This is a genomic window from Azospirillum sp. OGB3 (genome assembly GCF_014192915.1).
In the GTDB taxonomy this organism is placed as follows: Bacteria; Pseudomonadota; Alphaproteobacteria; order Azospirillales; family Azospirillaceae; genus Azospirillum.
This window is the reverse complement of record NZ_JACHYN010000027.1, coordinates 1-23595: the sequence shown is the minus strand read 5'-3', so window position 1 is coordinate 23595 and position 23595 is coordinate 1. Positions and strand designations below refer to the sequence as shown.

The following is a 23595-nucleotide window of genomic DNA, read 5'->3' as shown; positions in this document are numbered from 1 at the left end:
ACATCGCGCCGACCCGCCAGGTTGCCGCCACGCCAGTGTGATCCGGCCAGACCAGCTTCCGACGAACCGGGCGCGTTTCACCTTGAAGCGGCTCATGGCCGCGTCATTTCCTGAACGACCGTTTGAATTGGAGCGCGCCTTTCGGCGCGGGTGGATGGCAATGCCACCACCGTCACCTCAACCGCCAGACCAGCGGAATGAGAACGGACCCGACGACGACGACGATCACCGAGAGCGGCAGGCCGAGCCGCCAGTAATCACCGAAGCGGTAGCCGCCGGGACCCATGACCAGCGTGTTGCATTGGTGCCCGATCGGGGTAAGGAAGTCACAGGCGGCACCGACGGCCACGGCCATCAGCAGGGGATCGGGATTCATGCCGAGCCTCTGCGCCAGGCTCACCGCTATCGGTGCCATGATCAGTGCCGTCGCCGCGTTGTTGAGGAAAGGCGTCAGTGTCATCGCCGTCACCAGGACGAGCGTGACCACCCCGGCCGGAGGCAAGGCCCCGGCGATCACGGCGAGTCCTTCGGCAACCAGATCCGCCGTGCCCGTGCGGTCGAACGCGTCGCTGATCGGGATCAGACAGGCGAGCAGGACCAGGATCGGCAGTTCGATCGCCTGATAGGCCTCCCGCAAAGTCAGGACACCGAACAGCACGATCAGCACCGCGGCCCCAAAGAAGGCCGCCATCACCGGAATCAGGTCGAGCGCAACCGTCCCCACGGCGAGCGCGAGCAGCACGAGCGGCAGGTACTCCTGGCGCCGCCGCTCCAGCCCTGTCGCCCGGTCGACGAGCGGCAGGCAGCCAAGACCGCGCAAGGTCTCCGGCATGGCGTCCACGCTTCCCGCCAGGACGAGGACGTCGCCGGCCTGGAAGCGGAGATTGCGGAGGCGCGTGGCGATCAGGTCGCCGTGGCGGCTGATGCCGAGAAGGTTCACGCCGTGCCTCTGGCGCAACCCCAACTCCGCCGGCGAGTGGGCGATCAGAGGCGAGTTCGTCATCACGACGGCCTCGACCACGCCGATGTCGCTGGCCGGCAGTCCTTTGGACAACCCCTTGCCGGCCCCTTCGAGACGCAGGCCCGCGTCGCTCATGATCGCCTTCAGAGTGTGTGGGTCGCTTTGCAGGACAAGAATATCGTCGGCGAACAGCGTCCAATGCCCCGCGGGGACGTAACGCCTTTCCAATTCGCGAATGATGGCGATCACGCTGACGCCACCCTCGCCGAGGGCCTCCAGATCGGCCACCGTTTTCCCAACCAGAGGCGACGTGACCGGCAGGCGCACCTCCGAAAGATAGGGATCGACGTTGAAGGCCGCCGCCGCCGGCTTCGCCCCCTGGCGTCCGCCCGGCAACAGCCGCCAGCCGATCACCAGGAAGGCAAAGCCCATCATCACGATGCCGAGGCCGACCGGCGCGAAATCGAACATGGCGAATGGCGTGCCGGTAAGTTCGGCGCGCACGCGCGAGACGAGGATGTTGGGGGATGTGCCGATCAGCGTCACGAGGCCCCCGATCAGCGATCCGAACGCCATCGGCATAAGGAGCTTGGAGGCCGGGGTGCCGCTGCGCCGGGCGATCTGCATGGCGATCGGCAGAAAGATCGCCAAGGCACCGATGTTCTTCATGAAGGCGGATAGGACGGCGACACTGCCCGTCAGAACCGCCACCTGCATTCCGGTCGTCCGCATGTGGGGCTCCAGATTCCTGACGGCCCGTCCGATCACGCCCGACTTGCCGACCCCTGCACTGACGACGAGCGCCGACGCGACGATCACCACCACCGGATCGCTGAACCCGGCGAAGGCCCGGTCCGGCGGGACAACGCCGCCCGCCATCGCGACGAGAAGTCCGAGCAGCGCCGCCAGATCGTAGCGCAGCCGGTTCCAGACGAACAACGTCACCAGCCCGATGAGGATCGTGACGGCCAGAACCTGATCAAGGGTCAAAGGCGGCCTCGCTTCGCTGGAACCGGTTTCGGGCGACGGCCCCGTCCGCCGGCGGCGCTTGCGATGCAGCCGGTGGCCGTGCCAGGAATGTGACCAAGGGAGATGGTCATGCCACAACAGTCCACGGCGGATTGCGTACCATATAAAGGCGGCGGGCGCGTCACCGTATCGGTTGGGAGCAACGGCGGCATGCCAAGTGTCCATCGAGGCCAGGGCCGATGATCGCCCTTCCGGTTCGGGTAAAAAACGTCACGTCGGTGCGGGACGCTCCCGTGGAAATCTTGCCAACCATTGGACGTCTCGCCAATGCTTCATGGATCGAGAAATAATTCCCAAGAAAGTCGACCGATGCCTCGGAAATACGACGTACGCTTGTTGACTTTCCTAGCGAAGACGCGCTGAATTCTAATATCTCTGCGATGCTGGCTCTTTAACCCGTTTGTCGACGGCTCCCGCCGGCTTGGATACCGACAGCCGATCGATGCGTCGTTCGAATCGCAAGCTGGAAACGCACAATGCCGAGGTCTTGGGGCGCGGGTCCCGTTCGGCGGACTTGAGGGCATGATGACCGCTCCCAACGACCTCACCGGGCAGGACGACGCGCAAACCGGTCCTGGGATAACCACGCCGGTCAAGCGTTCGGGCGGACCGGTCGCCGTCGTCGGGATCGGCGCGTCGGCGGGCGGGTTGAAAGCCATCACCGCCCTGCTGCAGGCCGTCCCGGAGGCGAGCGGGCTTGCCCTTGTCGTCCTTCAGCACCGCACGCCGAACAACGAACGGCTGATGGTCGATCTGCTGGAGAAGGCCACGCCGTTGCCGGTCCGCACGGCCGAAGACGGAATGCCGGTCGAGGCGGACCACATCTACGTCGCCCCGGCGGGCCGCATGCTGTCCATGACACGGGGACGCTTCGCCCTCGGCACGGCGGCGAACGAAGCGGCCGCGCTGCCGATCGACGTCTTCTTCCGGTCCCTGGCCGCCGAATGGGCGCAGGGCGCCATCTGCGTCGTGCTGTCCGGGTCGGGGGCTGACGGCACGACCGGGTTGAAGGCGATCAAGGAGTGCGGCGGTCTGGTCGTCGTCCAGGACCCCGCGACGGCGGCGTTCGAGGGCATGCCGAGCAGCGCGATCGCGACCGGTCTGGCCGATTACGTGCTGCCTCCGGAGCGGATGGCCGAGGCGCTGCTCCGCTACGTCCGCCAGCCCTACGTCCGCGACGGCGGCGGGGACGACGACGATTCCCGATCCGAAATCCCCCAATCCGACGGGGAGGACTTCGACCACATTCTCGAACTGATGCGGGCGCGGAGCCGCCACGACTACCGGGCCTACAAGACGCGCACGCTGGTGCGCCGCATCGAACGGCGCATGGGCATCCACCAGATCGACAGCATGCGCCACTACCGCGAGTTCCTGGGAACCCATCCCGGCGAGGTCGAGCAGCTGTCGCGCGACATCCTGATCAGCGTGACCCGCTTCTTCCGCGATCCGGAAGCCTTCGACGTCCTCAACGAGGTCATTCTCGGCCCGCTGGTGCGAAGCCGCAGCTCCGACCGGCCGATCCGGGTCTGGGTCCCCGGCTGCGCTACCGGCGAGGAGGTCTACTCCATCGCCATGCTTCTGATGGAAGCCTGCGCGGCGGCGAACCGATCCTGCGACGTCAAGGTGTTCGGCACCGACATCGACGTGCACGCGCTGGACGTCGCACGAACCGGCGTCTACCCGGAAACCATCGCGGTCGATGTCTCGGCGGAACGGCTGGCCCGCTTCTTCACCCGCGTCGATGCCGGTTACAAGGTCAACCGGACGCTGCGGGAAACGGTCACCTTCGCCGTTCAGAACATGATCAGCGATCCGCCCTTTTCCAATCTCGACCTGATCAGTTGCCGCAACGTCCTGATCTACATCGACCCGAAGGTCCAGCGGTCGATCCTCGACCTGTTTCATTTCGGCCTGGACGACGGCGGCGGCCTCTTCCTGGGATCGGCCGAGACCATCGGTCACCGCACCGACCTGTTCGCGCCGCTGTCCAAGAAATGGCGCCTGTACCGCAAGCTCGGCAACGGCCGCCGGTACAGCCCAGCCCTGCCGCGGACCGTCGGCGTGCCGGTGGGGACGATCCCGGTGCCGCCCGTCACGGCGCGGGTCAGCCCGGCCGAGATCACCCGGCACGCGCTGCTGCTCGCCTATGCGCCCGCGGCCGTGCTGATCGACCAGCAGCACCGCATCCTCTACCTGTACGGCCCGACCAGCGATTTCCTCGACCTGCCGACCGGGGAGATGCCGCAGGACCTGATGGCCATGATGCGCGGCGACCTGCGCCTGAAGGTGCGCGGCGCCGTGAAGCGCGCCCTGGAGTCGGGGCAGCGGGTGACCGTCAGCAGGGTCCGGCAGACGCGGGGCGGCGTGCTGTCCCTGCTCACCGTCACCGTGGCCCCGGTCCGCCCGCCGCAGGCGCGGGAGGACCTGCTGCTGGTCACCTTCGTCCGGGACGCGGTGATGGAGCCGGCATCCCCGGCCGGCGGCGGGGGCGCCGACGACCTGCAGGCGTCCGTCGAAGCCTCCGTCGTCGAGCAGCTCGAACACGAGCTGAGGGTGACCCGCGAGGACCTGAGCGCCACCATTCTGGAGTTGGAGGCGTCGAACGAGGCCCTGCGCGTGGCCAACGAGGAGATCCTGTCGATCAACGAGGAGCTGCAATCCTCCAACGAGGAGATGGAAACCTCGAAGGAGGAGCTGCAGTCGCTGAACGAGGAACTCGGCACGCTCAACAGCCAGCTCCACGAGAAGGTCGACGAGCTGGAATCGGCGACCAACGACCTGACCAACCTGCTGACCAGCACCGACATCGCCACGCTGTTCCTGTCGCCCGATCTGCGGATCAAGCGCTTCACGGCCCCGGCGACGCGCCTGTTCTCGCTCATCCCGACGGACATCGGGCGGCCGATCACCGACGTGTCGCGCCATTTCAACGATCCGGAACTGATGGACGATGTCCGCAAGGTCCTCGACACCCTGTCGCCCCTGGAACGCGAGGTGCGGACCGAGAGCGGCAACACGCTGCTGCGCCGGGTCCATCCCTACCGCACGCAGGACAACCGGATCGAGGGGACGGTCATCACCTTCAGCGACGTCACGGCGCTGAAGCGCACCGCCGCCATCCTCGCCGGGCGGGTCCGGCAGCAGAAGCTGGTCGCCGACCTGGGCCGCAAGGCGTTGGGCGACGAGGCCATAGGCGCCCTGCTGCAGGCCGCCTCCAGCCTGATCGCCGAAACGTTCGGCGCCGACAGCGTCGGCATCTTCGTCACCTCGGGGGGTGGCGGGACGTTGAGGATGCTGGAGGGCTGCGGCTGGGACCAGTCCGGGACCGCGCCCCGCGGGGAGGTGCCGGGCGATCCCTCGTCGCACCTCGGCCAGATCCTGCGGTCCGGCCAGCCTTTCGTCGTCGGCGATTTCGCCACCGACCGGCGGGTGTCCGGCGGTCCACCCGCCCCCGGAATCGCCAGCGGCGTCGGCGTCGCCTTCGGCGGCGACGGCACGACGGCGCCGGCCGTCCTGGCGCTGTACAGCCGTCAGCCGAACCGGTTCGACGAAGACGACGTGGAGTTCGTGCAGGCCGTCGCCACCATCCTGGGCCTCGCCATGGAGCGGGCGGCCATCCAGGATACGGTGCGGACCGCCCGCGACTTCGCCGAATCCATCGTCGACACCGTGCGCGAGGCCCTGCTGGTGCTCGACGCCGGCCTGACGGTGGCGGCCGCCAGCCAGGCTTACTACCGCATGTTCGCCACCACGCCGGAGGCGACGCTGGGGCATCCGATGGGTGCGTTGGCCGACGGGCTGTTCCGGGACGCCGCGCTGGAAAGACGCCTGAAGGCGATGATCGCCGACGGCTCCACCATCGAGGCGCTGGAGATCACCGCCGGACACGACACCGAGGGGCCGCGCGCGCTGGAGATCAACGCCCGCCCGCTGAGCCGTTCGGAGCGCCCGCTCATCCTGCTGGGCATCGAGGACGTGACCGGACGCAACCGCGCCCGGCAGGCGCTGGACGCCGCCAAGGCGGTGGCGGAGCAGGCGAGCGCCGGCAAGACCCGTTTCCTGGCCGCCGCCAGCCACGACCTGCGCCAGCCCGTGCAGGCCGCGGTGCTGTTCCACCACCTGCTGTCCGGCCAGGATCTCCCGCCGGCCTCGGCGCGGCTGCTGACCAGCCTGGGCAACACCCTGACCGCCCTTCACCTGATGCTGGAGGAGATCCTGCACGTGTCGCGTCTGGACGCCGGCGTGGTCGACGTCCAGGCGAAGCCGTTCCGGCTGCGCACGCTGATCGGCCGCCTGGTCGAGGAGTTCGGGCCGCTCGCCGACGCCGCGGGACTGACGCTGCGTTCGGTCGACACCGGCGTCACCGTCCGCAGCGACCCGAAGCTGCTGGGCCGCATCCTCCAGAACCTCCTCGCCAACGCCGTGAAGTACACGGACCGCGGGCGCATCCTCATCGGATGCCGCCGTGCCGGCGGCGCGGTGCGCGTCCAGGTCTGGGACACCGGGCGGGGAATCCCCGAAGGGCAGCTCAAGGCGATCTTCGAGGAGTTCCATCAGGTCGGCAATCTCGGCCGCGACCGCCGCCAGGGGCTTGGCCTCGGCCTGTCGATCGTGGACCGTCTCGCCCTTCTGCTCCACCACCCGATCGGCGTGCGATCGGATCCGGGCCGGGGATCGGTCTTCGAAATCGTCGTTCCCCTCGCCGACGACGCCGAAGCGATGGAGGAGGCCGCCACCGAACCGCCGCTCGACGGCGCCGGGCGGCGTGTGCTGGTGATCGACGACGACCCCGTGGTGCTCGACAGCATCCGGCAGTATCTCGAACGGTATGAGTTCGACGTGTTCGGCGCGGTGGACCGGGCGGCGGCATTGGTGCTGTTCACCCGGCAGCGCCCGCCCGATCTGGTCATCGCCGACTACCGTCTCGCCGGTGCGGAAACCGGGGCGGATGCCATCAGGCATCTGAGGGACGCTTTCGGACTCGCCGTGCCGGGGATCATCCTGACCGGCGACACCTCGCCGGAACGCATCCGGGAGGCCAGCCGCAGCGGCTTCTCCCTGCTGCACAAGCCGATCGCCCCGCCGGATCTCGCGGCGGCCGTGCGGAATGCGTTGGCGGACGACGCAGCGGACGGCGACGCCACCCCCTGACGGCCCCGGAAGCTCAAGCCCGAAGACGTTCAGGCCGGACGCGTGTCGGGGGCGTCGTCGGCCAGGGCGCCGTCGGCCAGGGCGATGTCCAGATGCACGGGGTTGTGCAGGGTGTTGGCGACCGGCGACCACAGCGTCGCGTGCCTGACCAGAGCGGCCAGCACGTCGCGCGGGGCATCGGCGTCCAGGTGGACGGTCACGCGGATCGCCTCGAAGCCGATCGGCCCCGGTTCGGCGTTGCCAAGGGTCCATCCGGCCGTGCTGTCGATCTCCGCCTCGACCACCAGCTCCAGCCGGTGCACCGGGATGTGGCGCGCGACGGCGTCGGCGTGAATGCCGGCGGACAGACAGGAGCCGAGGGCGGCCAACAGCGCCTCCGACGGGGTCGGGGTGCCGCCGCCCCCGACCGGCGGGCCATCCGGAAGATCGCGGATGTGGTTCCGTTGCTGGAAGCGATCCTCGGCGACGGTCCGGCACCGCAGCGTCCGAACGGCGTCCGGATGTCTCTTTTCCCCGTCGGTCCGGGAGGGGGGCTTGGGCATCGCAGCGTCCTTTCTTCTCGTCGCGCCGGGTTTCCCGCCGCGCCGGGTGCCGGATTGGCCCGTTGAGCGGTTGATGCGGTTGTGCGGTGAGACCATCTCGGCCGGCACCGGCGGGCGGGACGGCGAACACGCCTGGCGGTGGGTCCATGCTCGATTGGGACGACCTGAGATTCTTTCTGGCCCTGGCGCGCACCGGCAGCCTTTCGGCGGCGGCACGGGACCTGCGGGTCGCCCAATCGACGGTCGGCCGCCGGCTGGCCTCGCTGGAGGCGAGCCTCGGCGTCCGTCTGCTGAACCGCACGCCGGACGGGTATCTGCCGACGCTGGCCGGCGAGGAGGTCCGTGTCCAGGCGGAGCGGCTCGAAGCGGAGGCGCTCACCCTGGAACGCAACGTCGGGGGACGCGACACCCGTCTGGCCGGTCTGGTCCGCGTCACCTGCGCCGAAACCGTCGCCACCCAGATCCTGGCGCCCTGCGTCGCGGCGCTGCACGCGGACCATCCGGAGATGATGGTCGAGCTGATCTCCAGCCCCCGCGAACTCAGCCTCGCCATGCGCGAAGCGGACATCGCCGTCCGCCTGACCCGCTCGGAACTGCACGACCTGATCGTCCGGAAGATCGGCAGCCTGGACTTCGGCCTCTACGCGGGGCCGGCCTACCTGGATCGCCAGGGTGAGCCGGACTATCAGGCCGGTTGTCCGGGGCATCACCTGATCACCCAGACCGACGACATCCAGGAGGCGGCGCAGACCAGCTGGCTGGCCGATCTCGCCCCCCGCGCCCGTGTCGCGATGCTGACCAACAGCCACGAGGCCGCAGTGCTGGCTGCCGCGCAGGGCGGTGGGCTGGCCTGTCTGGCGCGGTTCCGCGCCGATCGGGAAAACGGCCTGAGGCGCCTGACGCCGCCATCGCCGCCTCCAGGCGTCGCGATCTGGCTCGTCGTGCACCGCGACAACCGCCATACGCCCCGGATCAGAACCGTCCTGACGCACATCAGCGGTCACATTCAAAAACTTGCCCAGACATTGTCTCCGGATGTGGTGGATAAGTCATCGAGTGAGAAGGCGAGCCGGTAGTACAAGAAGCAACCTGTTTGCCCCGGTGTCGGCACCAATGCGGATCTGCATAGTCGGTCACCGGAATTGGATGCACCTGAGAGAACAACTTCTCAGATCGGAAGCTGTTTCTTCTCATACGGCTGTCGACCGGTCCGTCGTTGAGTGAATGGGCTCCGGCGTCAAGGCTGTACCAGCCTCCGCGAGACACCCTCATCATCGCTTTACAGGGCCTTTGCATGTCGTCCGCCCCAACCCCGCCCCGCGACCCGGTGGTGCCTCTGCACGCCGAGGACGTGGTGGTCACACGCCGCGACACCGTTGGCGATACGGTTCAGGTCGCCGTCACCACCCGCGAAAACGAGCGGCTGGTGGAGGAGGAGCTGACCCATGAGCGGGTCGCCATCGAGCGCGTGGCCATAGGCCGCGTGGTCGATCGCGTGCCGCCCATCCGCAAGGACGGTGACCTCACGATCATTCCGGTCGTGGAGGAGGAGGCCGTCATCGTCATCGAACGCCGGCTCGTCCTCCGCGAGGAAATCCACATGCGGCGGGTCCGCGTCACCGAGCGTCACCGGGAAACGGTGACTCTGCGCCGCCAGGACGCCGACATCAGCCGCATTCCGCCGGATCGGCGCGACGACTCCGGCTGATGGGCGACGGCTCAGAGAACAAGCCCACTCACCCCCCCCCCCAGGAGAGACAGACATGACGGACGAAACCATCGTCGCCATTTTCGACACGGACGCCCAGGCTGATGCCGCCGTGCGTGACCTCAAGGCGGCCAACGTTCCGGCGGATGCGATCAGCCGGCACGCCCGCAAGGCACCGGGAACCGCCGCGGCGATTCCCGCCCAGGAGACGGGCTTCTGGGCCAGCCTGTTCGGCGGCGACCCGGATCATGACAACGCCGTCTATGACCGCAGCCTGGACAGCGGTTCGACCGTCGTGACCGTCAGGACTCCGGCGCAGCACGCCACGATGGTGAGCGAAATCCTGGAGAGGCACGGCCCGGCCGACATCGACGAGCGGGCGTCCGCCTACGGACTGTCGGGAACGACGACGAGCACCGCAACGTCACCGGTCACGGCCGCACCGGTGACCCCCACACGGGAAGGCGCCGCCGGAATGGCCGCGGTCAATGAGGGCAGCAACGCGGTCGGCAGTGGGAGCGGCAGCATCCAACTGTCCGAGGAGCAGTTGCAGGTCGGCAAGCGCGCGGTGAACCGCGGCACGACCCGCGTCCGCCGCTTCGTGGTCGAAACGCCGGTCGAGGAGCAGGTCAGCCTGCGCGACGAGACGGTGACGGTCGAGCGCCGCGCGGTGACCGGCGACCATCCGGTCGGGGAGGCGGACTTCACCGAGAAGACGATCGAGATGACCGAGACGGACGAGGAGGCCGTTGTCGGCAAGACCGCCCGGGTCACCGAAGAGGTGGTGCTGCGCAAGGACGCGACGGAGCGCGTCGAGACGGTGAGGGACACCGTGCGCCGCGAGGATGTCGAAATCGAGAAAATTTCGACCGCTCCGCCCGTCGCCAAAACTTGATCCGAACCCTGCTCCCCCTGCCAACCTGCGTTCGGGGTCCTGTGAGGGGCTTCGAACGCCCTCTTCCGGAGCGACCACAATGTCAACGGACACCTATGCCGCCCCGCCGCTTCGCGGTTCGGGCGTGCTCGAGACCACCACCACGACGGAGGGGCACTCGCACATCCACCGCCGCATCTCATGGGCGGCGATCTTCGGGGGCGTGATCCTGGCCCTCGCCATCCAGCTCGTGCTCAGCCTGCTGGGCGCCGGCATCGGCCTGGGCACGGTCGAAACCAACGCGGGAAGCACCCCGAGCGCCAGCAGCCTTGGCATCGGAGCGGGCATCTGGTGGGTCATCAGCAGTTGCCTCGCCATTGCCGCGGGCGGGTATGTCGCGGCCTGGCTGGCCGGTGTCGAGATCCGGTTCGACGGGATGCTGCACGGCTTGGTCACCTGGGGGATCACCACCCTCGTGACGTTCTGGCTGCTGACCTCGGCCATCGGCGGGATCATCGGTGGCGGCTTCTCGGCCCTGGGCAGCGTGACCTCGGCGGCGGGCAGCGGACTCGGTGACGCGGCCAAGCCGCTTGCCCAGGCGGCGGGAGTATCCCCCGACATGGTTCGGCAACAGGCCGAAGCGTATCTGCAGCCGGCGAACCCCGATCCGGCCACGATGAGCCCGCAGGACGCCCAGAAGGTGATCGCGACCGAACTGGTCACCTATGCGGGCGGCGGCGGCGAGGCGGCGGCGGCCAAGGAGCGGATCATCACCATCATGGCGGCCCAGATGAAGGTCAGCCACGACGAAGCCGCCCAGCGTTTCGAAGACGGTCAAGCCAAGCTGCAGCAGGCCCGCGACAAGGCCGTGCAGACCGCCAAGGACACGGCGGACGCCAGTGCGTCGGCGGCGTCCCGGACCTCCTTCGCCGGCTTTGCCGTCCTGCTGCTCGGCGCCGTTGCCGCGGCGGTCGGCGGCTCCCTGGCCGTGCAGCGCCGGCTGCGGGTGACCCAGCGCGTCGTTCGATAAAACCGACCGGCAATGATGACCGGCCACCGCCGTTAACGGCGGCGTGGAGCCCGAAATCGCGGCGCGTGGCGGGCTCCCTTCTTTCTTGACCGGCTTCGTCCCGCTCGGACCAGAAAAAGGATCAACGTATTTTCCCAGGTCCGTCGCAGTCATGAGAAAATGAAAAATTCAGGTTGCGTGCGCCTTGTAATTATCAGAAATCCTGTCAATGCACATTCTCTTAATATCGATAATTCTGGTTCCAATTGGTATATTCCTTTTCAAGATCCTTGTTATTGTGCGATGCGTCATAATATAGATGCAGGACACAACAGGTCGAGCCCACCTGCTCCCTGGCCCCCAATCAATCATTGATCAGTTATTGGAGTTCAACATGGCCGACGGCACGTCCCCCGTTCACACGATCCGCAGCGCCAGCGACGAGGCAGCCGCGAAGACGGAAAGCCCCAAAACCCACAGCATCCGCAGCGCCAGCGACGAGGGGGCGACGAGGTCCGGCAAGCCCGAGGCCAGGCAGCCCCACGACCAGTCGGCCCGCTCTTTCGAAGGCCGGAAGGCACAAGCCGGCGGCGGCTCCGCCGAACGGGCGACCGAGCGGGCGGCCCAGCAATTCGCCGCCGGTGGCGAACTGGCTGGCCGCATGGTTCAGGACGCGGCCCATCCTGCCGAACAGAACCTCACGGCCGCCATGGGGTTCGGCAACGCCATGACCTCGCGCTATGAGGCGGCGTGCTCCGAGATCGTCCGGTACATGCAGCAAGCGGCCCAGCGCCAGAGCGAGATGATGACCGACATGCTCCGGGCGCGCAGCCCGAGCGACATCCTGCTCGCCGGGAACCGCTACATGCTTGGCGGGCTGCAAGCCTTCCTCGACGCCAACGGCCGCATCGCCCGGGCTTCGGCCCATACGGCAGACGAGGCGGATCGCAAGCGGAACCGGCACCCGGTCTGACGCGCCCGGCAGCCGTCCAACCATCCGCCGATCGTTCGGGGGACGGTGATGCCACCCCATCCAGCGGCAGGAGGACCCCCGTGAAGGCGCCCATCAACGAACAGAACACGCTTCCGGTGGTCGAGGAGCAGGTGAGCATCCGCAAGCGTGAGCGGGTCACGGAAACGCTCCAGGCCCACACCGTCACCCACGAGCATGAGCAGCCGGTCGAAGCCGACCTGTCGGTGCAGACCATCCGGATCGAGCGGGTGCCGTGCGACCGGTTCGTCGATCACCCGATCGCCGACCGCCAGGAGGGCGACACGACCATCATCTCGGTCGTCGAGGAGGTCGCGACCGTGACCTTGCGGCTGAAGCTGGTGGAGGAGGTGCGCATCACCCGCGACACCGCCACCCGCCGGTTCGACGACACGGTCACGGTTCGCCGCCAAGACATCATCATCGAACGGATGCACCCCCCGCCCGACACCGAGGTCTGACCGGCCTCGCCATCATCTGACTTCAACGGAGACCATCATGAGCACCATCGTCGTAGGACTGTACAAGGAGCCGCGCGCCGCCCAGAAGGCCTTCCAGGCCCTCATTGCGGCCGGTTGCCGGGAGAAGGACATCGACACCTTCGACGGAGCCGGCAACGCCGACAAGGCGACACAGGAGTTGCTGGGCCACGGCTTCACCAAGGACATCGCGCAGCGGTACGCCGCCGCGATCAAGCAGGGCCACACCCTGGTGGCGGCCGACATCGCCGATCAGGACGCGGATGCCGCGGAGGCCATTCTTGACGAGAACGGCGCCATCGACCTGCCCGACGCCTCCTCGCATCAGTCGAAAAAAACGGCGAAGGCGGACAGCGGAAAGACGGATAAAGGAACGGTGGGCAGCGGCACGGACATGGAGGAGGAGACCGTTCCCGTGGTCGAAGAGCAGGTGGAGATCGGCAAGCGCCGTGTCAGCAAAGGCGGGGTGCAGGTCACGACGGAGGTGACCGAGACGCCGGTTCGGGAGACCGTCCGGCTGCGCGAGGAAAAGGTGGATGTCGAACGTCACAAGGCCGACCGGGCTCTCGGCGCCCGTGAGGCGGACGCCGCCTTCGAGGAGAAGACCGTCGAGATGACGGCCACCTCCGAGACGCCGGAGGTGACCAAGGAGGCGCGCGTGGTCGAGGAAGTCGTGCTGTCCAAGAAGGCGACCGAGCACGACAAGACCGTGGAAGCCTCGGCGCGGCGCACCGATGTGAAGGTCAAGCCCACCGGCGACCGCCCCGCCACCAAGCGCTGACCCCAAGCGCCAATTGTTGCCAGCGAACGCCTGCTCCCCGAAGGAGCAGGCGCCTTGGGCCGGCTCAATCCGGTGGGGTGAAGCCGACTGGCCCCAGCTGCGGTCACCGCTCCCGTCGCCGAATTTCAGAAAAATTGCCGCGTTTCCGAGTCTGTCTGCAGAAACAAAGTGGCATGTCCCGAATTTTCGTCCGCAATCTCACCAAAGCTTCGCGGCATTGCTTATATGAAAATACCGAAGCGGCGACTTAGGAAAATTTCATCGCTGCGGATCGGAGGACATGATGATTGACGATCTCATTAATAATATTTTGCATGAAGACCAGAAATCGGTCGCGATTCCGGACGGCGCTGCGAGGGGCGAGGGCCGTCCGGCGGTTCCCTCCATCGAACGGCGGTCCAGGGCGGACGACAACGGGTCTTGGAACGCCGCCATGTCGGAAGGTTGGCCCTCGTCGCCTCCCGCATCTCCTCCCCCTTCGCACCACGCCGATCAAGCCCCAGGAGACGTCCGATGCTCACACGCACCAGCCGCAGAACGGTGACCTTCTCGCACCCCTTCCTATTGGAGGGGATCGACGGCGTGCAGCCGGCGGGAGCCTACATTGTTGAAACCGACGAGGAGCTGGTCGACGGCTTGTCCTTCCCAGCCTATCGGCGTGTCGCGACGGTGATCCTGCTTCCGGTGCGCGCCGGCGGAATGACCCTCGCCCAGGCCATCACGGTCGCCCCCCTGGACTTGGAACGAGCCGAGCAGGCCGACGCGGCCATGGCTGAGACGACCGCATAGGGGACGCCGCGGGCATGATGCGCGGGATGATCCTTCGGCCCGGTCGGGAGCGGGGATCTCCTACAGCACGCTCGGCAGCCAACCGGCCGCGCTCATCGCCTGCCAGGCCGCTCCCGCGGCGATCACGGACAGAAGGAGCGTGCCGACCAGCGCGACGCAGAGCAGCGCGCCGTCCTCCTCCAGATAGGCGAAGGCGATCAGAACGATGAGCAGCGCCGGGGGAAGGTTGCTCAAGGGGACAGGGATGAGGAGGCTCGCGCCGAGCAGCAGGACGACACCGCCGACCACCCGCTTGGTTGCCGTGAACGGGGTGGCCCAGCGCGGGCGGATGAAGCGTTCCAGGTAGCGCAACACCGGGACGGTCCGGCCGATGATCGCGGCCAGCCGGCGGGTCTCGACATGGCGGCTGGCGATGCGGCGGGGAAAGGCGGGACCGGGACGATCCAGGATCATCTGGAACGCGACGATGGTGAGCAGCACGCCGGCCATGGCCGACACGCCCGGAAGCACGCCGACGAGCGCGAGGAGAAGGAGGATGACACCGAAGGAACGGAGGCCGAGCCTTCCGATGAGCCAGTCCAGCGTCACATGCTCCGCGGGCGCTTCGCCGAGAACCCCGTTCAGCACCACGGATGTGGGCGCACGCGCGATCATGAGAATGCCCCTTGGACGGTCGACCCCTCGGGAGATGGGGACGGGCAAGCGGCTCGGAAGGGTGAAACGTGCGGGGTGGGGGGAGAGGCCATGAACCAATCACAGGCGGGCCTGTTCATCGCCGCCGCCTCGGTCATCGCGGTTTCCGTCGCCCTGTACCGGCGCGGCCGCCTCAGCGAGGCCGGGTTGGGCGGCGTGCTGATCGGCATCGCCGCCGTGGTGGCGTGGATGCTCGCCAGTCCGTGACGGGTTCCCCGGGCGTTGGACCGGGCGTTGGGCCAAACGAACGAAAGGCTTTTCCCATGGGCACTGACAGAGGAACGGAACATCGCCGCCGACGCGACCAATCCCGTGGAGACGGCGAAGCCACAAAGCGGAAGACCGGCACGGACGACAATCACGACCGGCTGTCCATGAGACCCGACATGGCGCTGGGACTCTGGACATCCTGGCTGGAGGCCAACGTCGGGGCCGTCCGCGATTGGAGCGGAGCCGTCAGGCCATGGTGGCAGGTTTCGCCCAACGATCTCACCGGCACCCTGCTGGACGCCGGAACCCGGCGGCTCAACGACGTCCTCGCCAACGACCCGGTGCTTCGGTCCATCGATGGCCTGTGGAACGCCAATCCCTTCCGCACCATCGTGCCGGTCGACTGGGCGGAGGTCGCCCACGCGCTCCGGACCGTGTGGATGCAGTCGCTCAGCCGCCCGGACAGGACCTTCCGCAGGGCCGCCGATGCCCAGGCGGGCGTCTGGACGTCCGCGATGGAGGCCTGGAACGACGCAGGCCGCCGCTGGTGGGGGCTGGCCGACGGCAAAGGGACGGACACCGCCGGATCGGGTTCGGCGCCCCACGGCGACAAGCGCTTCGCCGCACCGGAATGGCACACCAACCCGGCCTACCGGACGCTCAAGGAGGTGTACCTGCTGGCCTCCGACTGGCTGCTGGAGCAGGGCGAGCAGGCCGACGGCCTCGACGACGCCGAACGGCGGCGGCTGACCTTCCATCTCCGCCAGTTCGTCGACGCCATGAGCCCGACGCTTTTGCTGTTCTCCAACCCGGCCGCCTTGCGCCGGGTGTTGGAAACCGGTGGCGTCAGCCTGGCCGACGGCGCGCGCAACCTGCTCTCGGACCTGCGGGAGGGCCGCCTCAGCATGGTGGACGCCACCGCCTTCGAACCGGGGCGCAATCTGGCGACGACCCCCGGCAAGATCGTCCACCGCAACCGGCTGATCGAGCTGATCCAGTATCAGCCGGCGGGCGGGGCGGTGCATGCGGTGCCGCTCCTCATCCTGCCGCCGTGGATCAACAAGTACTACATCCTCGACCTCCAGCCGAAGAACTCGATGGTGCGCCATCTGGTCGAGCAAGGTTTCACGGTGTTCGTGGTCTCGTGGAAGAACCCGGACGCCTCGATGGACGGTGTCGGCTTCGAGGACTACATGGACCTCGGCCCGCTGGAGGCCGCCGACGTGGTGCGCGACATCACCGGGGCCACCTCCATCAATGTGATGGGCTACTGCATCGGCGGCACGCTGCTCGCCATTACGCTCGCCTGGCTGGCGGCGAAGCGCGACACCCGGTTTAACGCCGCCACCTTCATGGTGTCGCTCCAGGATTTCTCCCATGTCGGCGACACCGCGGTGTTCATGGGCGAACCGGCGGTGGACTTCATCGAACAGCAGATGATGGAGCGCGGCTACCTCGACAGCCGGGAGATGAGCAACATGTTCAACCTCCTGCGCTCCAACGACCTGATCTGGTCGAACGTCGTCAACAACTACCTGATGGGCAACAAGCCCCCGGCCTTCGATCTTCTGTATTGGAACAGCGACGGCACCCGCATGGCGCGGGCGGCGCACAGCTGGTACCTGCGCAACACCTATGTCGAGAACAACCTGATCGCTCCGGGCAAGGTCAGGCTCAAGGGCGAGGCCATCGACCTCGGGCGCATCCCTCAGGACGTCTACGCGGTCGGCGCGGAGAAGGACCACATCGTGCCCTGGGACTCCGCGTGGCGCGTCACGCAGCTGCTCAAGGGGAGCAAGGTGCGCTACGTGCTGGCGTCCAGCGGGCACATCGCCGGCATCATCAACCCGCCCGGCGGCAAGGGCACCTACTGGACCAACGATGCCGGAGAGCCCGGCGCGACCGCACAGGCGTGGCGCGGGAAGGCCACCGCGCACAGCGGCAGCTGGTGGACGGACTGGACGTCATGGTTGGCTGAACGGTCGGGTCGAAAGGGAAAGCCGCCGGCGCTGGGCAGCGCGACGCACCCGGCGCTCGCCGACGCGCCCGGAACCTATGTCCTGGAAAAGTAAGCCCGCCCCGCTTCCCCGCGGGCGCGGACGGGTGGTCAGGACCAGAAGCTCATCATCCCCCAGGCGACGAGCGCCGCCGTGAGCAGAAGCAAAAACCAGGGGGTGGCGATGCCCGTGCGGCGGTTCCGGTCGACGACCTCGCCGTTCGGGGCCGTGGCCGACCCCCCTTCCGGCAGTAGCCTCACCAAGCGATCCGCCGTCGCGACGGCGTCCGGGGCTTCGGGTTGTTGGGCCGGAAGTCGGCGGAGGATGACGGCCAACGCCGATGCCGCGGCGTCCCTCGGCAGCGCCGCCAGGCGGGCCGCCTCGGCCCAAGGATCAATGCCGAGCCGCGCGAGCGCGGACAGAACGCTGAGGCGGCTTCCGTTCTCCTCGTCCCACAGCGGGGCGGACAGGAACTCGTTCAGATCGGATTGGTGCAGGGTGTATTCAGGGCGCAACGGCATATCAACCTCCCATTAATTTTATGTTCTGCTCCTGTATATGGCGGCCACTTGGGAAAAATCAGCGGCGCACTGATGAGATTTGTTGAATGATAGGTTTTTAAAGAAATCTCATGGCAGGGATTTTTATAAGGTTCGTCTTCTTGAATGAGGGGCATGGCGTTTATTTTCTCAGCGGTGGATTCGCTCAAAACTCCAAATTTCCCTCCGCTTCGATGTCTGTCAATCGGGTGGCGGGGCCTCGTCGCGGTGCTGGCGCAGTTCCGGCGCCTCGCGCCAAGGCTCGCCGTGCCGCCGCTCGTAGACGCCGCCCTCGCCCGCGACCCGAACCCCCTGGACCACGGCCCGCGCCTTGTCGTCCGAGGAACCGAAACTGCGCAGGGCGTAGTCCATCAGCCCGAAGGCGAGTTCACGCTCCCCCATGATCGCCAGACCCACGCCTTGCCTTTCCAGGTGGGCGACCTCCGCCTCGCTGTGGGTCCGCACCGCCGTGTCGATGGAGGGGTTGATCCGGCGCGCGAGATCGAGGACGCGCCGTGTCTGGTAGCCCTGGGGTGTGGCGACGACGATGAGCCGCGCCCGTCGGGTGCCGGCGGCCTCCAGGACGCCCGGCGTCGTCGCGTCCCCATAGACCGCCGGCACGCCGCGTTTGCGCAACGCCTCGACCCGCCGGCGGCTCTGGTCGATGACCACGATCGGCAGGTTCTGGCTTTTCAAGCCCTTGCCGACGACGCTGCCGACCCGTCCGTAACCGACGATGACCGCATGGTCCCGCGGGCCTTCGTGGGCCGGAGGCAGCACGGACAGTCTGTCGTTTCTCTGGCGTTCGAGACGGCCCAGCATGCCCGGCCTCCGGCGCAGCCAGCCGGAGAGACGGTCGAGGCCGGCGAACACCAACGGGTTGAGCGTGATCGAGAGCAGTGCGCCCGCGAGGATCAGGTCGCGCCCCTCCGGCGGCAGCAGCCCGAGCGTCACCCCGAGGCCGGCCAGGATGAACGAGAACTCGCCGACCTGCGCCAGACTGGCCGACACGGTGAGCGCGGTCGAGGCCGGATAGCCGAACGCCATCACGATGCCGAACGCCACCAGCGTCTTGCCGAGGACGATGACCAGGATGACGGCGAGCACGGCCAACGGCTCATGGACCAGGATCATCGGGTCGAACAGCATGCCGACCGAGACGAAGAACAGCACCGCGAAGGCGTCCTGAAGCGGCAACGCGTCGGCCGCGGCCTGATGGCTGAAATCGCTTTCGCTCAGGACGACGCCGGCGAAGAAGGCTCCCAGCGCGAAGGAGACGCCGAACAGCTCGGACGAGCCGAAGGCGATGCCGAGCGCGGTCGCCAGCACCGAGAGCGTGAACAGCTCGCGCGAGCCGGTCCGGGCGACCTGCATCAGAAGCCACGGGATGGCGCGCGTACCGACCACCAGCACGAGGGCCAGGAACACCGCGACCTTGCCCAGCGTCAGCGCCAGGGTCGCGGCCAGGACGCCGCCGCCGGCTTCGTCCGCCGCGCCGCGCGGCGTACCGCCGAGCACGCCCGCCAGAGCCGGCAACAGCACCAGCGCCAGCACCATGGCGAGATCCTCGACGATGAGCCAGCCGACGGCGATCCGTCCGTTCGGCGAATCCAGGATGTTGCGCTCCTCAAGGGCGCGCAGCAGCACCACGGTGCTGGCGACCGACAGCGCCAACCCGAACACCAGGCCCGCGCCGAACGGCCAGCCCCAGATGTGCGCGACGCCGATGCCGAGCGCCGTCGCCATCACGATCTGGCCGAGGGCGCCGGGGATCGCGATGGCGCGGACGGCGAGCAGATCCTTGATCGAGAAATGGAGGCCGACCCCGAACATCAGGAGGATGACGCCGATCTCGGCAAGCTGGGATGCCAGCCCCTCGTCGGCAACGAAGCCGGGCGTGAAGGGGCCGGCCGCGACACCGGCCAGCAGATAGCCGACAAGGGGAGGCAACCGGAGCTTGCTGGCGAGAAGGCCGCCCAGGAAGGCGAGAACCAAGCCCACGACGATGGTGGCGATGAATGTCGTCTCGTGCGGCATGGCGATCCTTGTCCGGCCCCGGGCGGTGCGATGCATGGCCGTACGGACGGCAGGTGTTCGTCTGCGCCGTCGCCTGTGCCCTCGCGCGTCTCCATGTCCATTGGATGATGATAGAATATGGGCTTCGCTTTGATTTCGATGGCTGGATGGTCATCGACACCACGGTGGTGAACGGCGAACTGGTCTGTGAGGCGGTTCAGCGTGGTTTGTCCTTCGCCGAGGCGGAGTATCTGGCGGAGTGTCTGATGCGGTACGTGACCGATCTTCACGCCAATCGGAACTGAAGACGCCGGGCGGCTGACAAAATGCGCGGGGTCCGGTGCGCACCCTCGCAAGATGGAGGGCGGAGCGCCACATAAGGGAGGGCCGCGGCTCGAACGTTGCCCTTGAGGACACCATGAAGCCCGCCGTCATAGCCCTTTTTCTTTCCTTCGCCATTGGCGTCGTCTCCGCCGCGGCCGGTGAGCGCACCCCCACGCACCTCTTCGCCCCCGGGGATCACGTCGATGCCGCCGGCGTCGTCCGCGACCGGGGAAACCGGCCCATCGGGCGTATCGAGGCGGACATTGATGGAAGCCATGTGCTGCGCGACAACGCCGGACGCCACATCGGCAGCGTCGAGCGCGGCTTCTCCGATGGTGAGCTGGTCATCCGAGACGGCGAGGGACGCCGCCAGGGCACGCTCGAACGCCGGCGGTGACACGGGCCACCTCACGGCCTGCACCGGTTGATCGCCGGATCAGTAGAACACCCCGTCGTCCAGATCCTTTCTGAACGGTCCGCACCAGGCGGAGGGGAGCGACGAATAGTAGACCCGGCAGGTTCGGGTCGGCGCATAGGTCACCGTGATGGTGTGGAACTGGACCGTGCCGCCCCTGACGACCTGGGCCTCGACGCGGTCCTTCATTCTGAAATCGTCCGGGCGGAGCGTGACGTGGGCAACGCACCGTTCGAAGGCTTCCCTCTCGACATTCCTGAGCATGGCGATTCCTCCGGTTCAGGCCACGGGCGGTTCAGGCCACGGGCCCATGAATCAAGACGAAGAGAACGACCGCCAGCACGACGGCGACCGGGATCACCAGCGGCGGCACAAAATACCCCATTGCAGCGCTCCAAAAGGTTGTAGAGCCGGGGGGTGTGGGCGTTTGAAGGATCATGGTCATGCTCCGTATGGTCGGCAGACCGCATCGGGTATGCCCTGGCGGCGTCCTCATCGCCATTGCACCTCCAAACGAGGCTGATCAAGGGACTGCGATGGGCTTCATGGAAGACGTGGTGCTGAAATGAGCTTCGCACCGTGGCAATTCCGGCATATGAACCCATGAGCCACGGAAGAAGGATGAGGGGTGGATAGCGCCCTGTTAAAGAGTAAATCCTATCGGCCGCTGCGACAGTTGTATTCTATATCGTTTGCGGACGAGTTTCTCACCCGTGTCCAAGTTTGGCTTCTGCCGAAGATCGGCAGGCCGATATAGGCGTGAACTTTCAATGTCTGATCCGACAAAGCGGTGATGGTGCCGCGGTAGGTCCGGCCATCCTGCGGGTTGTAGACTGACCCGTCCCACGTATCGGCGCCGGTGGATCTGAGGCCGGTTATGACAACAAGCCCACATATCCGTTGTGCATGCCTGGCAGGATCGGGATTGTTCCGGTCCAGTCGAAGCGATCCACCCGGTTCCGTCGAACTCTCCAACCAGACAATTCGGCCGCAAAGCTGACCAGCGCATTCAGAAATTTTGAGGGCGGCGTCCTTGTCCTCCGTCAGCCAGACACCGTGCAGGTCTGTGGCCGAAACCGCCCCCGACATCGTGGCAAGCACCAGAAATCCTGCCTGCAACGTCACTGAGGACGAAAGAAGCAGAATGCTCAACGCATGGTTCAATGTGCCGATCACCTTCAGCGCCTCTCAGGAACTGGTTGCGCGACGTTGCAGGTTGATGGCGCCTGGATTGCGTTCGGGAGTCTTGCCCCAGTACGGGCCGGGCAACGACGGCATCCATCCAGCAGGCCGCCCGCATCAATCGTTCAAGGCTGATTGCCGCCCTTTTGTACCGGGAATGAGCGGTCGGATGCTCCCGCTTGCTCCATAGTGAGCGCTTGTGCATCACCAATGTTGCCAACAGTCGCATTGGCATCACATCTCGGTTCGAGACAAAGATCCGAGAGCCATTCCAAGCGGGGCTGCACCCTGGACTTCGGACAACTTTGGGAACGGCGGAGCGGGTATGTATTCATAAGCCTGACTCGTTGGAAACGCCGCCTTTTTCAAATTCACAGTGGTCACAGCATCGACGCCGTCGCCCCATGCCGGGGTGAATGGTATTGCGCCGCGTTACAATGCAATAAAGTCATTTGGACTATACTTTGGAGAAGACCCCTGTATTTTTCCTGGAAATTTGGTTGAAGCACCCCATATCGTTTTTAACTATTTCAGAAGCGCCAAGAAATTGCTGGTGGTTTCCGCCGGAACAGGCCCGCTCGTCCGAAATCCGATGGTCCTGTGAGGCCCCATGGCCGCTATGCCTGTCCATTGAACCCTGCCCATCAAACGCCGTGGAGAAGTCCCGCCATGCCGCGCCGAATCTTCGAAGCGATGCCCGCCACTGACGCGGTGATCCTGCCTCCCTCGGCCACGGTCCACGCCGCGGCGGTGGCGATGAAGGAGCGGCGGCAGTGCGTGGTGCTCGCCATGACCGCCGGCCGGCTGGACGGCATCCTCACCGAGCAGGACGTGGTTCGCCGCGTCGTCGCCGAGCGGCGGGATGCGGAGCGCGTCACCGTAGCCGAAGTCATGACCCGGCATCCGGACACGATCCCCGCCACGGACCTCGCGCTCGCGGGCCTTCAGATGATGGAGGACGGAGGGTACCGGCATTTGCCGGTCGTCCATGACGGGCAGGTCGTCGGGTTGATTTCCTGCGTCGATTTCGTCGGGTCGGAGAAGAGTGAGTTGGAGGCCGAACGCCGATGCTGGGAACGGCTCGGGTGATGGCTCCCGGTCGGACCCGTGCGATGCAGGGTGCTTCCGCATCGAAGGAGGGTGATCATGGATTCGCGCTTCATGGTTTTCGCGGGACCTGCACCCGAGGGTGCCGATGTTCTGCGTGAGCGCCTGCCTTGGACGGTCGCCGAACGACGCTGGCAGGAGCATCGTCGTGTTTTCCGGGACGCCACAACTTTGTTGCCTTCCGGCCAGGCAGCCCTGCGGTGCGGCGCTCAACCGACCCGGTTCAAGGATCCGGCTAGCGGAGGAACCGGAAACCTAGGCACCCCCTTGGGTGTCCAGGTCGGGTCTGCATCGGCCCTGGTGGAAGTGAACGCAACAGAGAAAGATTGCCGATGCAGTTCCAACAACTCCGGGAAAAATCCATCCGCCTTCAGGCAATGGCTTGCCGGGCCAGGATCAGATCTGAAGAACTCCTGAGCGCGGCTGTAGAGGCTCGCATCCGTGCCGATGAAGCAATGGCCAATGGGCGGCAAGCTCGCGACGCCGCACATGAAATCCGCCGAATGAGAGCGGATGCCGCAGGCCGGCCATCGTCGTGAAAAGTCTACCGAAACGGACGCCCAGGAAAAAGCGGCGGATTTTCTGAAGTTGGCCCTTCGCTGAGCTTCCGGTTCCGCTGCGACTCGGCCCCCGTTCACCGAGCCCCCTCGGGCAGGTGCATCCTGGTCCCGACCACACCCGCAGAGAGGACAACATCATGGTAAGCGTTGCGTGACGACACCTCCGACGTGATCCTGGTTCATGAAATATTCCGCTGGTCACAGATCAGCGGGGAAAGAGGATGTCGGGCCAGGA

At 66.7% G+C, this 23595-nt stretch carries 22 protein-coding genes; 15 read left to right on the top strand and 7 right to left on the bottom strand.

The features are described 5' to 3' along the window. Positions 1 to 172: 172 nt before the first annotated feature. Positions 173 to 1951: an SLC13 family permease gene (locus tag FHW79_RS29845; RefSeq protein WP_174436333.1), complete on the bottom strand. Its 1779-nt coding sequence runs from the start codon at positions 1949 to 1951 to the stop codon at positions 173 to 175. A 561-nt stretch (positions 1952 to 2512) separates the two neighbouring features. Between FHW79_RS29845 and FHW79_RS29840 the strand changes: the two genes are divergently transcribed. Beyond that, positions 2513 to 7144 (top strand): chemotaxis protein CheB, encoded by a 4632-nt coding sequence (locus tag FHW79_RS29840; protein ID WP_247884677.1) that lies wholly within the window; start codon positions 2513 to 2515, stop codon positions 7142 to 7144. A 29-nt stretch (positions 7145 to 7173) separates the two neighbouring features. Here FHW79_RS29840 and FHW79_RS29835 read toward each other — a convergent pair whose 3' ends face one another. Beyond that, positions 7174 to 7686 (bottom strand): OsmC family protein, encoded by a 513-nt coding sequence (locus tag FHW79_RS29835; protein WP_174436326.1) that lies wholly within the window; start codon positions 7684 to 7686, stop codon positions 7174 to 7176. A gap of 146 nt (positions 7687 to 7832) precedes the next feature. On the opposite strand from FHW79_RS29835, the gene FHW79_RS29830 reads away from it, so the two are divergent. From FHW79_RS29830 to FHW79_RS29795, 8 genes are all read left to right on the top strand, one after another. Continuing rightward, positions 7833 to 8762: a LysR family transcriptional regulator gene (locus tag FHW79_RS29830; RefSeq protein ID WP_174436325.1), complete on the top strand. Its 930-nt coding sequence runs from the start codon at positions 7833 to 7835 to the stop codon at positions 8760 to 8762. A gap of 218 nt (positions 8763 to 8980) precedes the next feature. Next, complete coding sequence (locus tag FHW79_RS29825) at positions 8981 to 9394, top strand: DUF2382 domain-containing protein (protein WP_174436324.1); 414 nt, start codon at positions 8981 to 8983, stop codon at positions 9392 to 9394. A 55-nt stretch (positions 9395 to 9449) separates the two neighbouring features. Then, positions 9450 to 10289, top strand: coding sequence for a YsnF/AvaK domain-containing protein (locus FHW79_RS29820; protein WP_174436323.1), 840 nt, complete (start codon positions 9450 to 9452; stop codon positions 10287 to 10289). A gap of 79 nt (positions 10290 to 10368) precedes the next feature. After that, complete coding sequence (locus FHW79_RS29815) at positions 10369 to 11298, top strand: hypothetical protein (protein ID WP_174436322.1); 930 nt, start codon at positions 10369 to 10371, stop codon at positions 11296 to 11298. Positions 11299 to 11671: 373 nt separating this feature from the next. Further along, complete coding sequence (locus FHW79_RS29810) at positions 11672 to 12250, top strand: phasin family protein (RefSeq protein ID WP_174436321.1); 579 nt, start codon at positions 11672 to 11674, stop codon at positions 12248 to 12250. Between the two features lie 80 nt (positions 12251 to 12330). Further along, positions 12331 to 12729: a YsnF/AvaK domain-containing protein gene (locus tag FHW79_RS29805; RefSeq protein ID WP_174436320.1), complete on the top strand. Its 399-nt coding sequence runs from the start codon at positions 12331 to 12333 to the stop codon at positions 12727 to 12729. Between the two features lie 37 nt (positions 12730 to 12766). Continuing rightward, entirely contained in the window at positions 12767 to 13528 is a 762-nt protein-coding gene (locus tag FHW79_RS29800) for a YsnF/AvaK domain-containing protein (protein ID WP_174436319.1), read from the top strand. Positions 13529 to 14041: 513 nt separating this feature from the next. After that, positions 14042 to 14317, top strand: coding sequence for a hypothetical protein (locus FHW79_RS29795; RefSeq protein ID WP_174436318.1), 276 nt, complete (start codon positions 14042 to 14044; stop codon positions 14315 to 14317). A 60-nt stretch (positions 14318 to 14377) separates the two neighbouring features. Here the strand turns inward: FHW79_RS29795 and FHW79_RS29790 are convergent, their stop codons facing one another. Next, the gene (locus tag FHW79_RS29790; RefSeq protein WP_183182277.1) at positions 14378 to 14971 is read right to left on the bottom strand and encodes an exopolysaccharide biosynthesis protein; all 594 of its coding nucleotides are present in this window, start codon (positions 14969 to 14971) and stop codon (positions 14378 to 14380) included. A gap of 90 nt (positions 14972 to 15061) precedes the next feature. On the opposite strand from FHW79_RS29790, the gene FHW79_RS29785 reads away from it, so the two are divergent. Both FHW79_RS29785 and phaC read left to right on the top strand, forming a co-directional pair. After that, positions 15062 to 15217, top strand: coding sequence for a hypothetical protein (locus FHW79_RS29785; RefSeq protein ID WP_174436316.1), 156 nt, complete (start codon positions 15062 to 15064; stop codon positions 15215 to 15217). Positions 15218 to 15396: 179 nt separating this feature from the next. Then, the gene (gene phaC, locus FHW79_RS29780) at positions 15397 to 17292 is read left to right on the top strand and encodes a class I poly(R)-hydroxyalkanoic acid synthase (RefSeq protein ID WP_211105293.1); all 1896 of its coding nucleotides are present in this window, start codon (positions 15397 to 15399) and stop codon (positions 17290 to 17292) included. A 35-nt stretch (positions 17293 to 17327) separates the two neighbouring features. On the opposite strand, the gene FHW79_RS29775 is transcribed toward phaC, so the two are convergent. Both FHW79_RS29775 and ybaL read right to left on the bottom strand, forming a co-directional pair. Beyond that, positions 17328 to 17738, bottom strand: coding sequence for a hypothetical protein (locus FHW79_RS29775; protein WP_174436314.1), 411 nt, complete (start codon positions 17736 to 17738; stop codon positions 17328 to 17330). Between the two features lie 219 nt (positions 17739 to 17957). Then, on the bottom strand, positions 17958 to 19793 hold the full coding sequence (gene ybaL / locus FHW79_RS29770) for a YbaL family putative K(+) efflux transporter (protein WP_174442002.1): 1836 nt from the start codon (positions 19791 to 19793) through the stop codon (positions 17958 to 17960). Positions 19794 to 19897: 104 nt separating this feature from the next. On the opposite strand from ybaL, the gene FHW79_RS29765 reads away from it, so the two are divergent. Beyond that, on the top strand, positions 19898 to 20077 hold the full coding sequence (locus FHW79_RS29765; protein ID WP_183182276.1) for a hypothetical protein: 180 nt from the start codon (positions 19898 to 19900) through the stop codon (positions 20075 to 20077). Positions 20078 to 20190: 113 nt separating this feature from the next. Continuing rightward, positions 20191 to 20493 carry a hypothetical protein gene (locus FHW79_RS29760; RefSeq protein WP_174436311.1) on the top strand — a complete coding sequence of 101 codons (303 nt, stop codon included), beginning with the start codon at positions 20191 to 20193 and terminating at the stop codon, positions 20491 to 20493. Between the two features lie 39 nt (positions 20494 to 20532). Here the strand turns inward: FHW79_RS29760 and FHW79_RS29755 are convergent, their stop codons facing one another. Then, complete coding sequence (locus FHW79_RS29755) at positions 20533 to 20775, bottom strand: hypothetical protein (RefSeq protein ID WP_183182275.1); 243 nt, start codon at positions 20773 to 20775, stop codon at positions 20533 to 20535. A gap of 393 nt (positions 20776 to 21168) precedes the next feature. Continuing rightward, on the bottom strand, positions 21169 to 21687 hold the full coding sequence (locus FHW79_RS29750; protein ID WP_174436308.1) for a DUF2147 domain-containing protein: 519 nt from the start codon (positions 21685 to 21687) through the stop codon (positions 21169 to 21171). A 675-nt stretch (positions 21688 to 22362) separates the two neighbouring features. Between FHW79_RS29750 and FHW79_RS29745 the strand changes: the two genes are divergently transcribed. Together FHW79_RS29745 and FHW79_RS29740 are read left to right on the top strand one after the other, a co-directional pair. Then, positions 22363 to 22782 (top strand): CBS domain-containing protein, encoded by a 420-nt coding sequence (locus FHW79_RS29745; RefSeq protein WP_174436307.1) that lies wholly within the window; start codon positions 22363 to 22365, stop codon positions 22780 to 22782. Between the two features lie 57 nt (positions 22783 to 22839). Then, entirely contained in the window at positions 22840 to 23217 is a 378-nt protein-coding gene (locus FHW79_RS29740; protein ID WP_174436306.1) for a hypothetical protein, read from the top strand. Positions 23218 to 23595 lie beyond the last annotated feature (378 nt).

What these genes read in the sequence shown, in the direction of transcription:
- FHW79_RS29810 (WP_174436321.1), top strand. Translation starts at nt 11,672, where the DNA reads ATGGCCGACGGCACGTCCCCCGTTCACACGATCCGCAGCGCCAGCGAC.
- FHW79_RS29775 (WP_174436314.1), bottom strand. Translation starts at nt 17,738, where the DNA reads ATGCCGTTGCGCCCTGAATACACCCTGCACCAATCCGATCTGAACGAG.
- FHW79_RS29800 (WP_174436319.1), top strand. Translation starts at nt 12,767, where the DNA reads ATGAGCACCATCGTCGTAGGACTGTACAAGGAGCCGCGCGCCGCCCAG.
- FHW79_RS29815 (WP_174436322.1), top strand. Translation starts at nt 10,369, where the DNA reads ATGTCAACGGACACCTATGCCGCCCCGCCGCTTCGCGGTTCGGGCGTG.
- ybaL (WP_174442002.1), bottom strand. Translation starts at nt 19,793, where the DNA reads ATGCCGCACGAGACGACATTCATCGCCACCATCGTCGTGGGCTTGGTT.
- FHW79_RS29830 (WP_174436325.1), top strand. Translation starts at nt 7,833, where the DNA reads ATGCTCGATTGGGACGACCTGAGATTCTTTCTGGCCCTGGCGCGCACC.
- FHW79_RS29755 (WP_183182275.1), bottom strand. Translation starts at nt 20,775, where the DNA reads ATGCTCAGGAATGTCGAGAGGGAAGCCTTCGAACGGTGCGTTGCCCAC.
- FHW79_RS29745 (WP_174436307.1), top strand. Translation starts at nt 22,363, where the DNA reads ATGCCGCGCCGAATCTTCGAAGCGATGCCCGCCACTGACGCGGTGATC.
- FHW79_RS29765 (WP_183182276.1), top strand. Translation starts at nt 19,898, where the DNA reads ATGATGATAGAATATGGGCTTCGCTTTGATTTCGATGGCTGGATGGTC.
- FHW79_RS29785 (WP_174436316.1), top strand. Translation starts at nt 15,062, where the DNA reads ATGAACCAATCACAGGCGGGCCTGTTCATCGCCGCCGCCTCGGTCATC.
- FHW79_RS29820 (WP_174436323.1), top strand. Translation starts at nt 9,450, where the DNA reads ATGACGGACGAAACCATCGTCGCCATTTTCGACACGGACGCCCAGGCT.
- FHW79_RS29795 (WP_174436318.1), top strand. Translation starts at nt 14,042, where the DNA reads ATGCTCACACGCACCAGCCGCAGAACGGTGACCTTCTCGCACCCCTTC.
- FHW79_RS29825 (WP_174436324.1), top strand. Translation starts at nt 8,981, where the DNA reads ATGTCGTCCGCCCCAACCCCGCCCCGCGACCCGGTGGTGCCTCTGCAC.
- FHW79_RS29740 (WP_174436306.1), top strand. Translation starts at nt 22,840, where the DNA reads ATGGATTCGCGCTTCATGGTTTTCGCGGGACCTGCACCCGAGGGTGCC.
- FHW79_RS29790 (WP_183182277.1), bottom strand. Translation starts at nt 14,971, where the DNA reads ATGATCGCGCGTGCGCCCACATCCGTGGTGCTGAACGGGGTTCTCGGC.
- FHW79_RS29760 (WP_174436311.1), top strand. Translation starts at nt 20,191, where the DNA reads ATGAAGCCCGCCGTCATAGCCCTTTTTCTTTCCTTCGCCATTGGCGTC.
- FHW79_RS29840 (WP_247884677.1), top strand. Translation starts at nt 2,513, where the DNA reads ATGATGACCGCTCCCAACGACCTCACCGGGCAGGACGACGCGCAAACC.
- phaC (WP_211105293.1), top strand. Translation starts at nt 15,397, where the DNA reads ATGGCGCTGGGACTCTGGACATCCTGGCTGGAGGCCAACGTCGGGGCC.
- FHW79_RS29835 (WP_174436326.1), bottom strand. Translation starts at nt 7,686, where the DNA reads ATGCCCAAGCCCCCCTCCCGGACCGACGGGGAAAAGAGACATCCGGAC.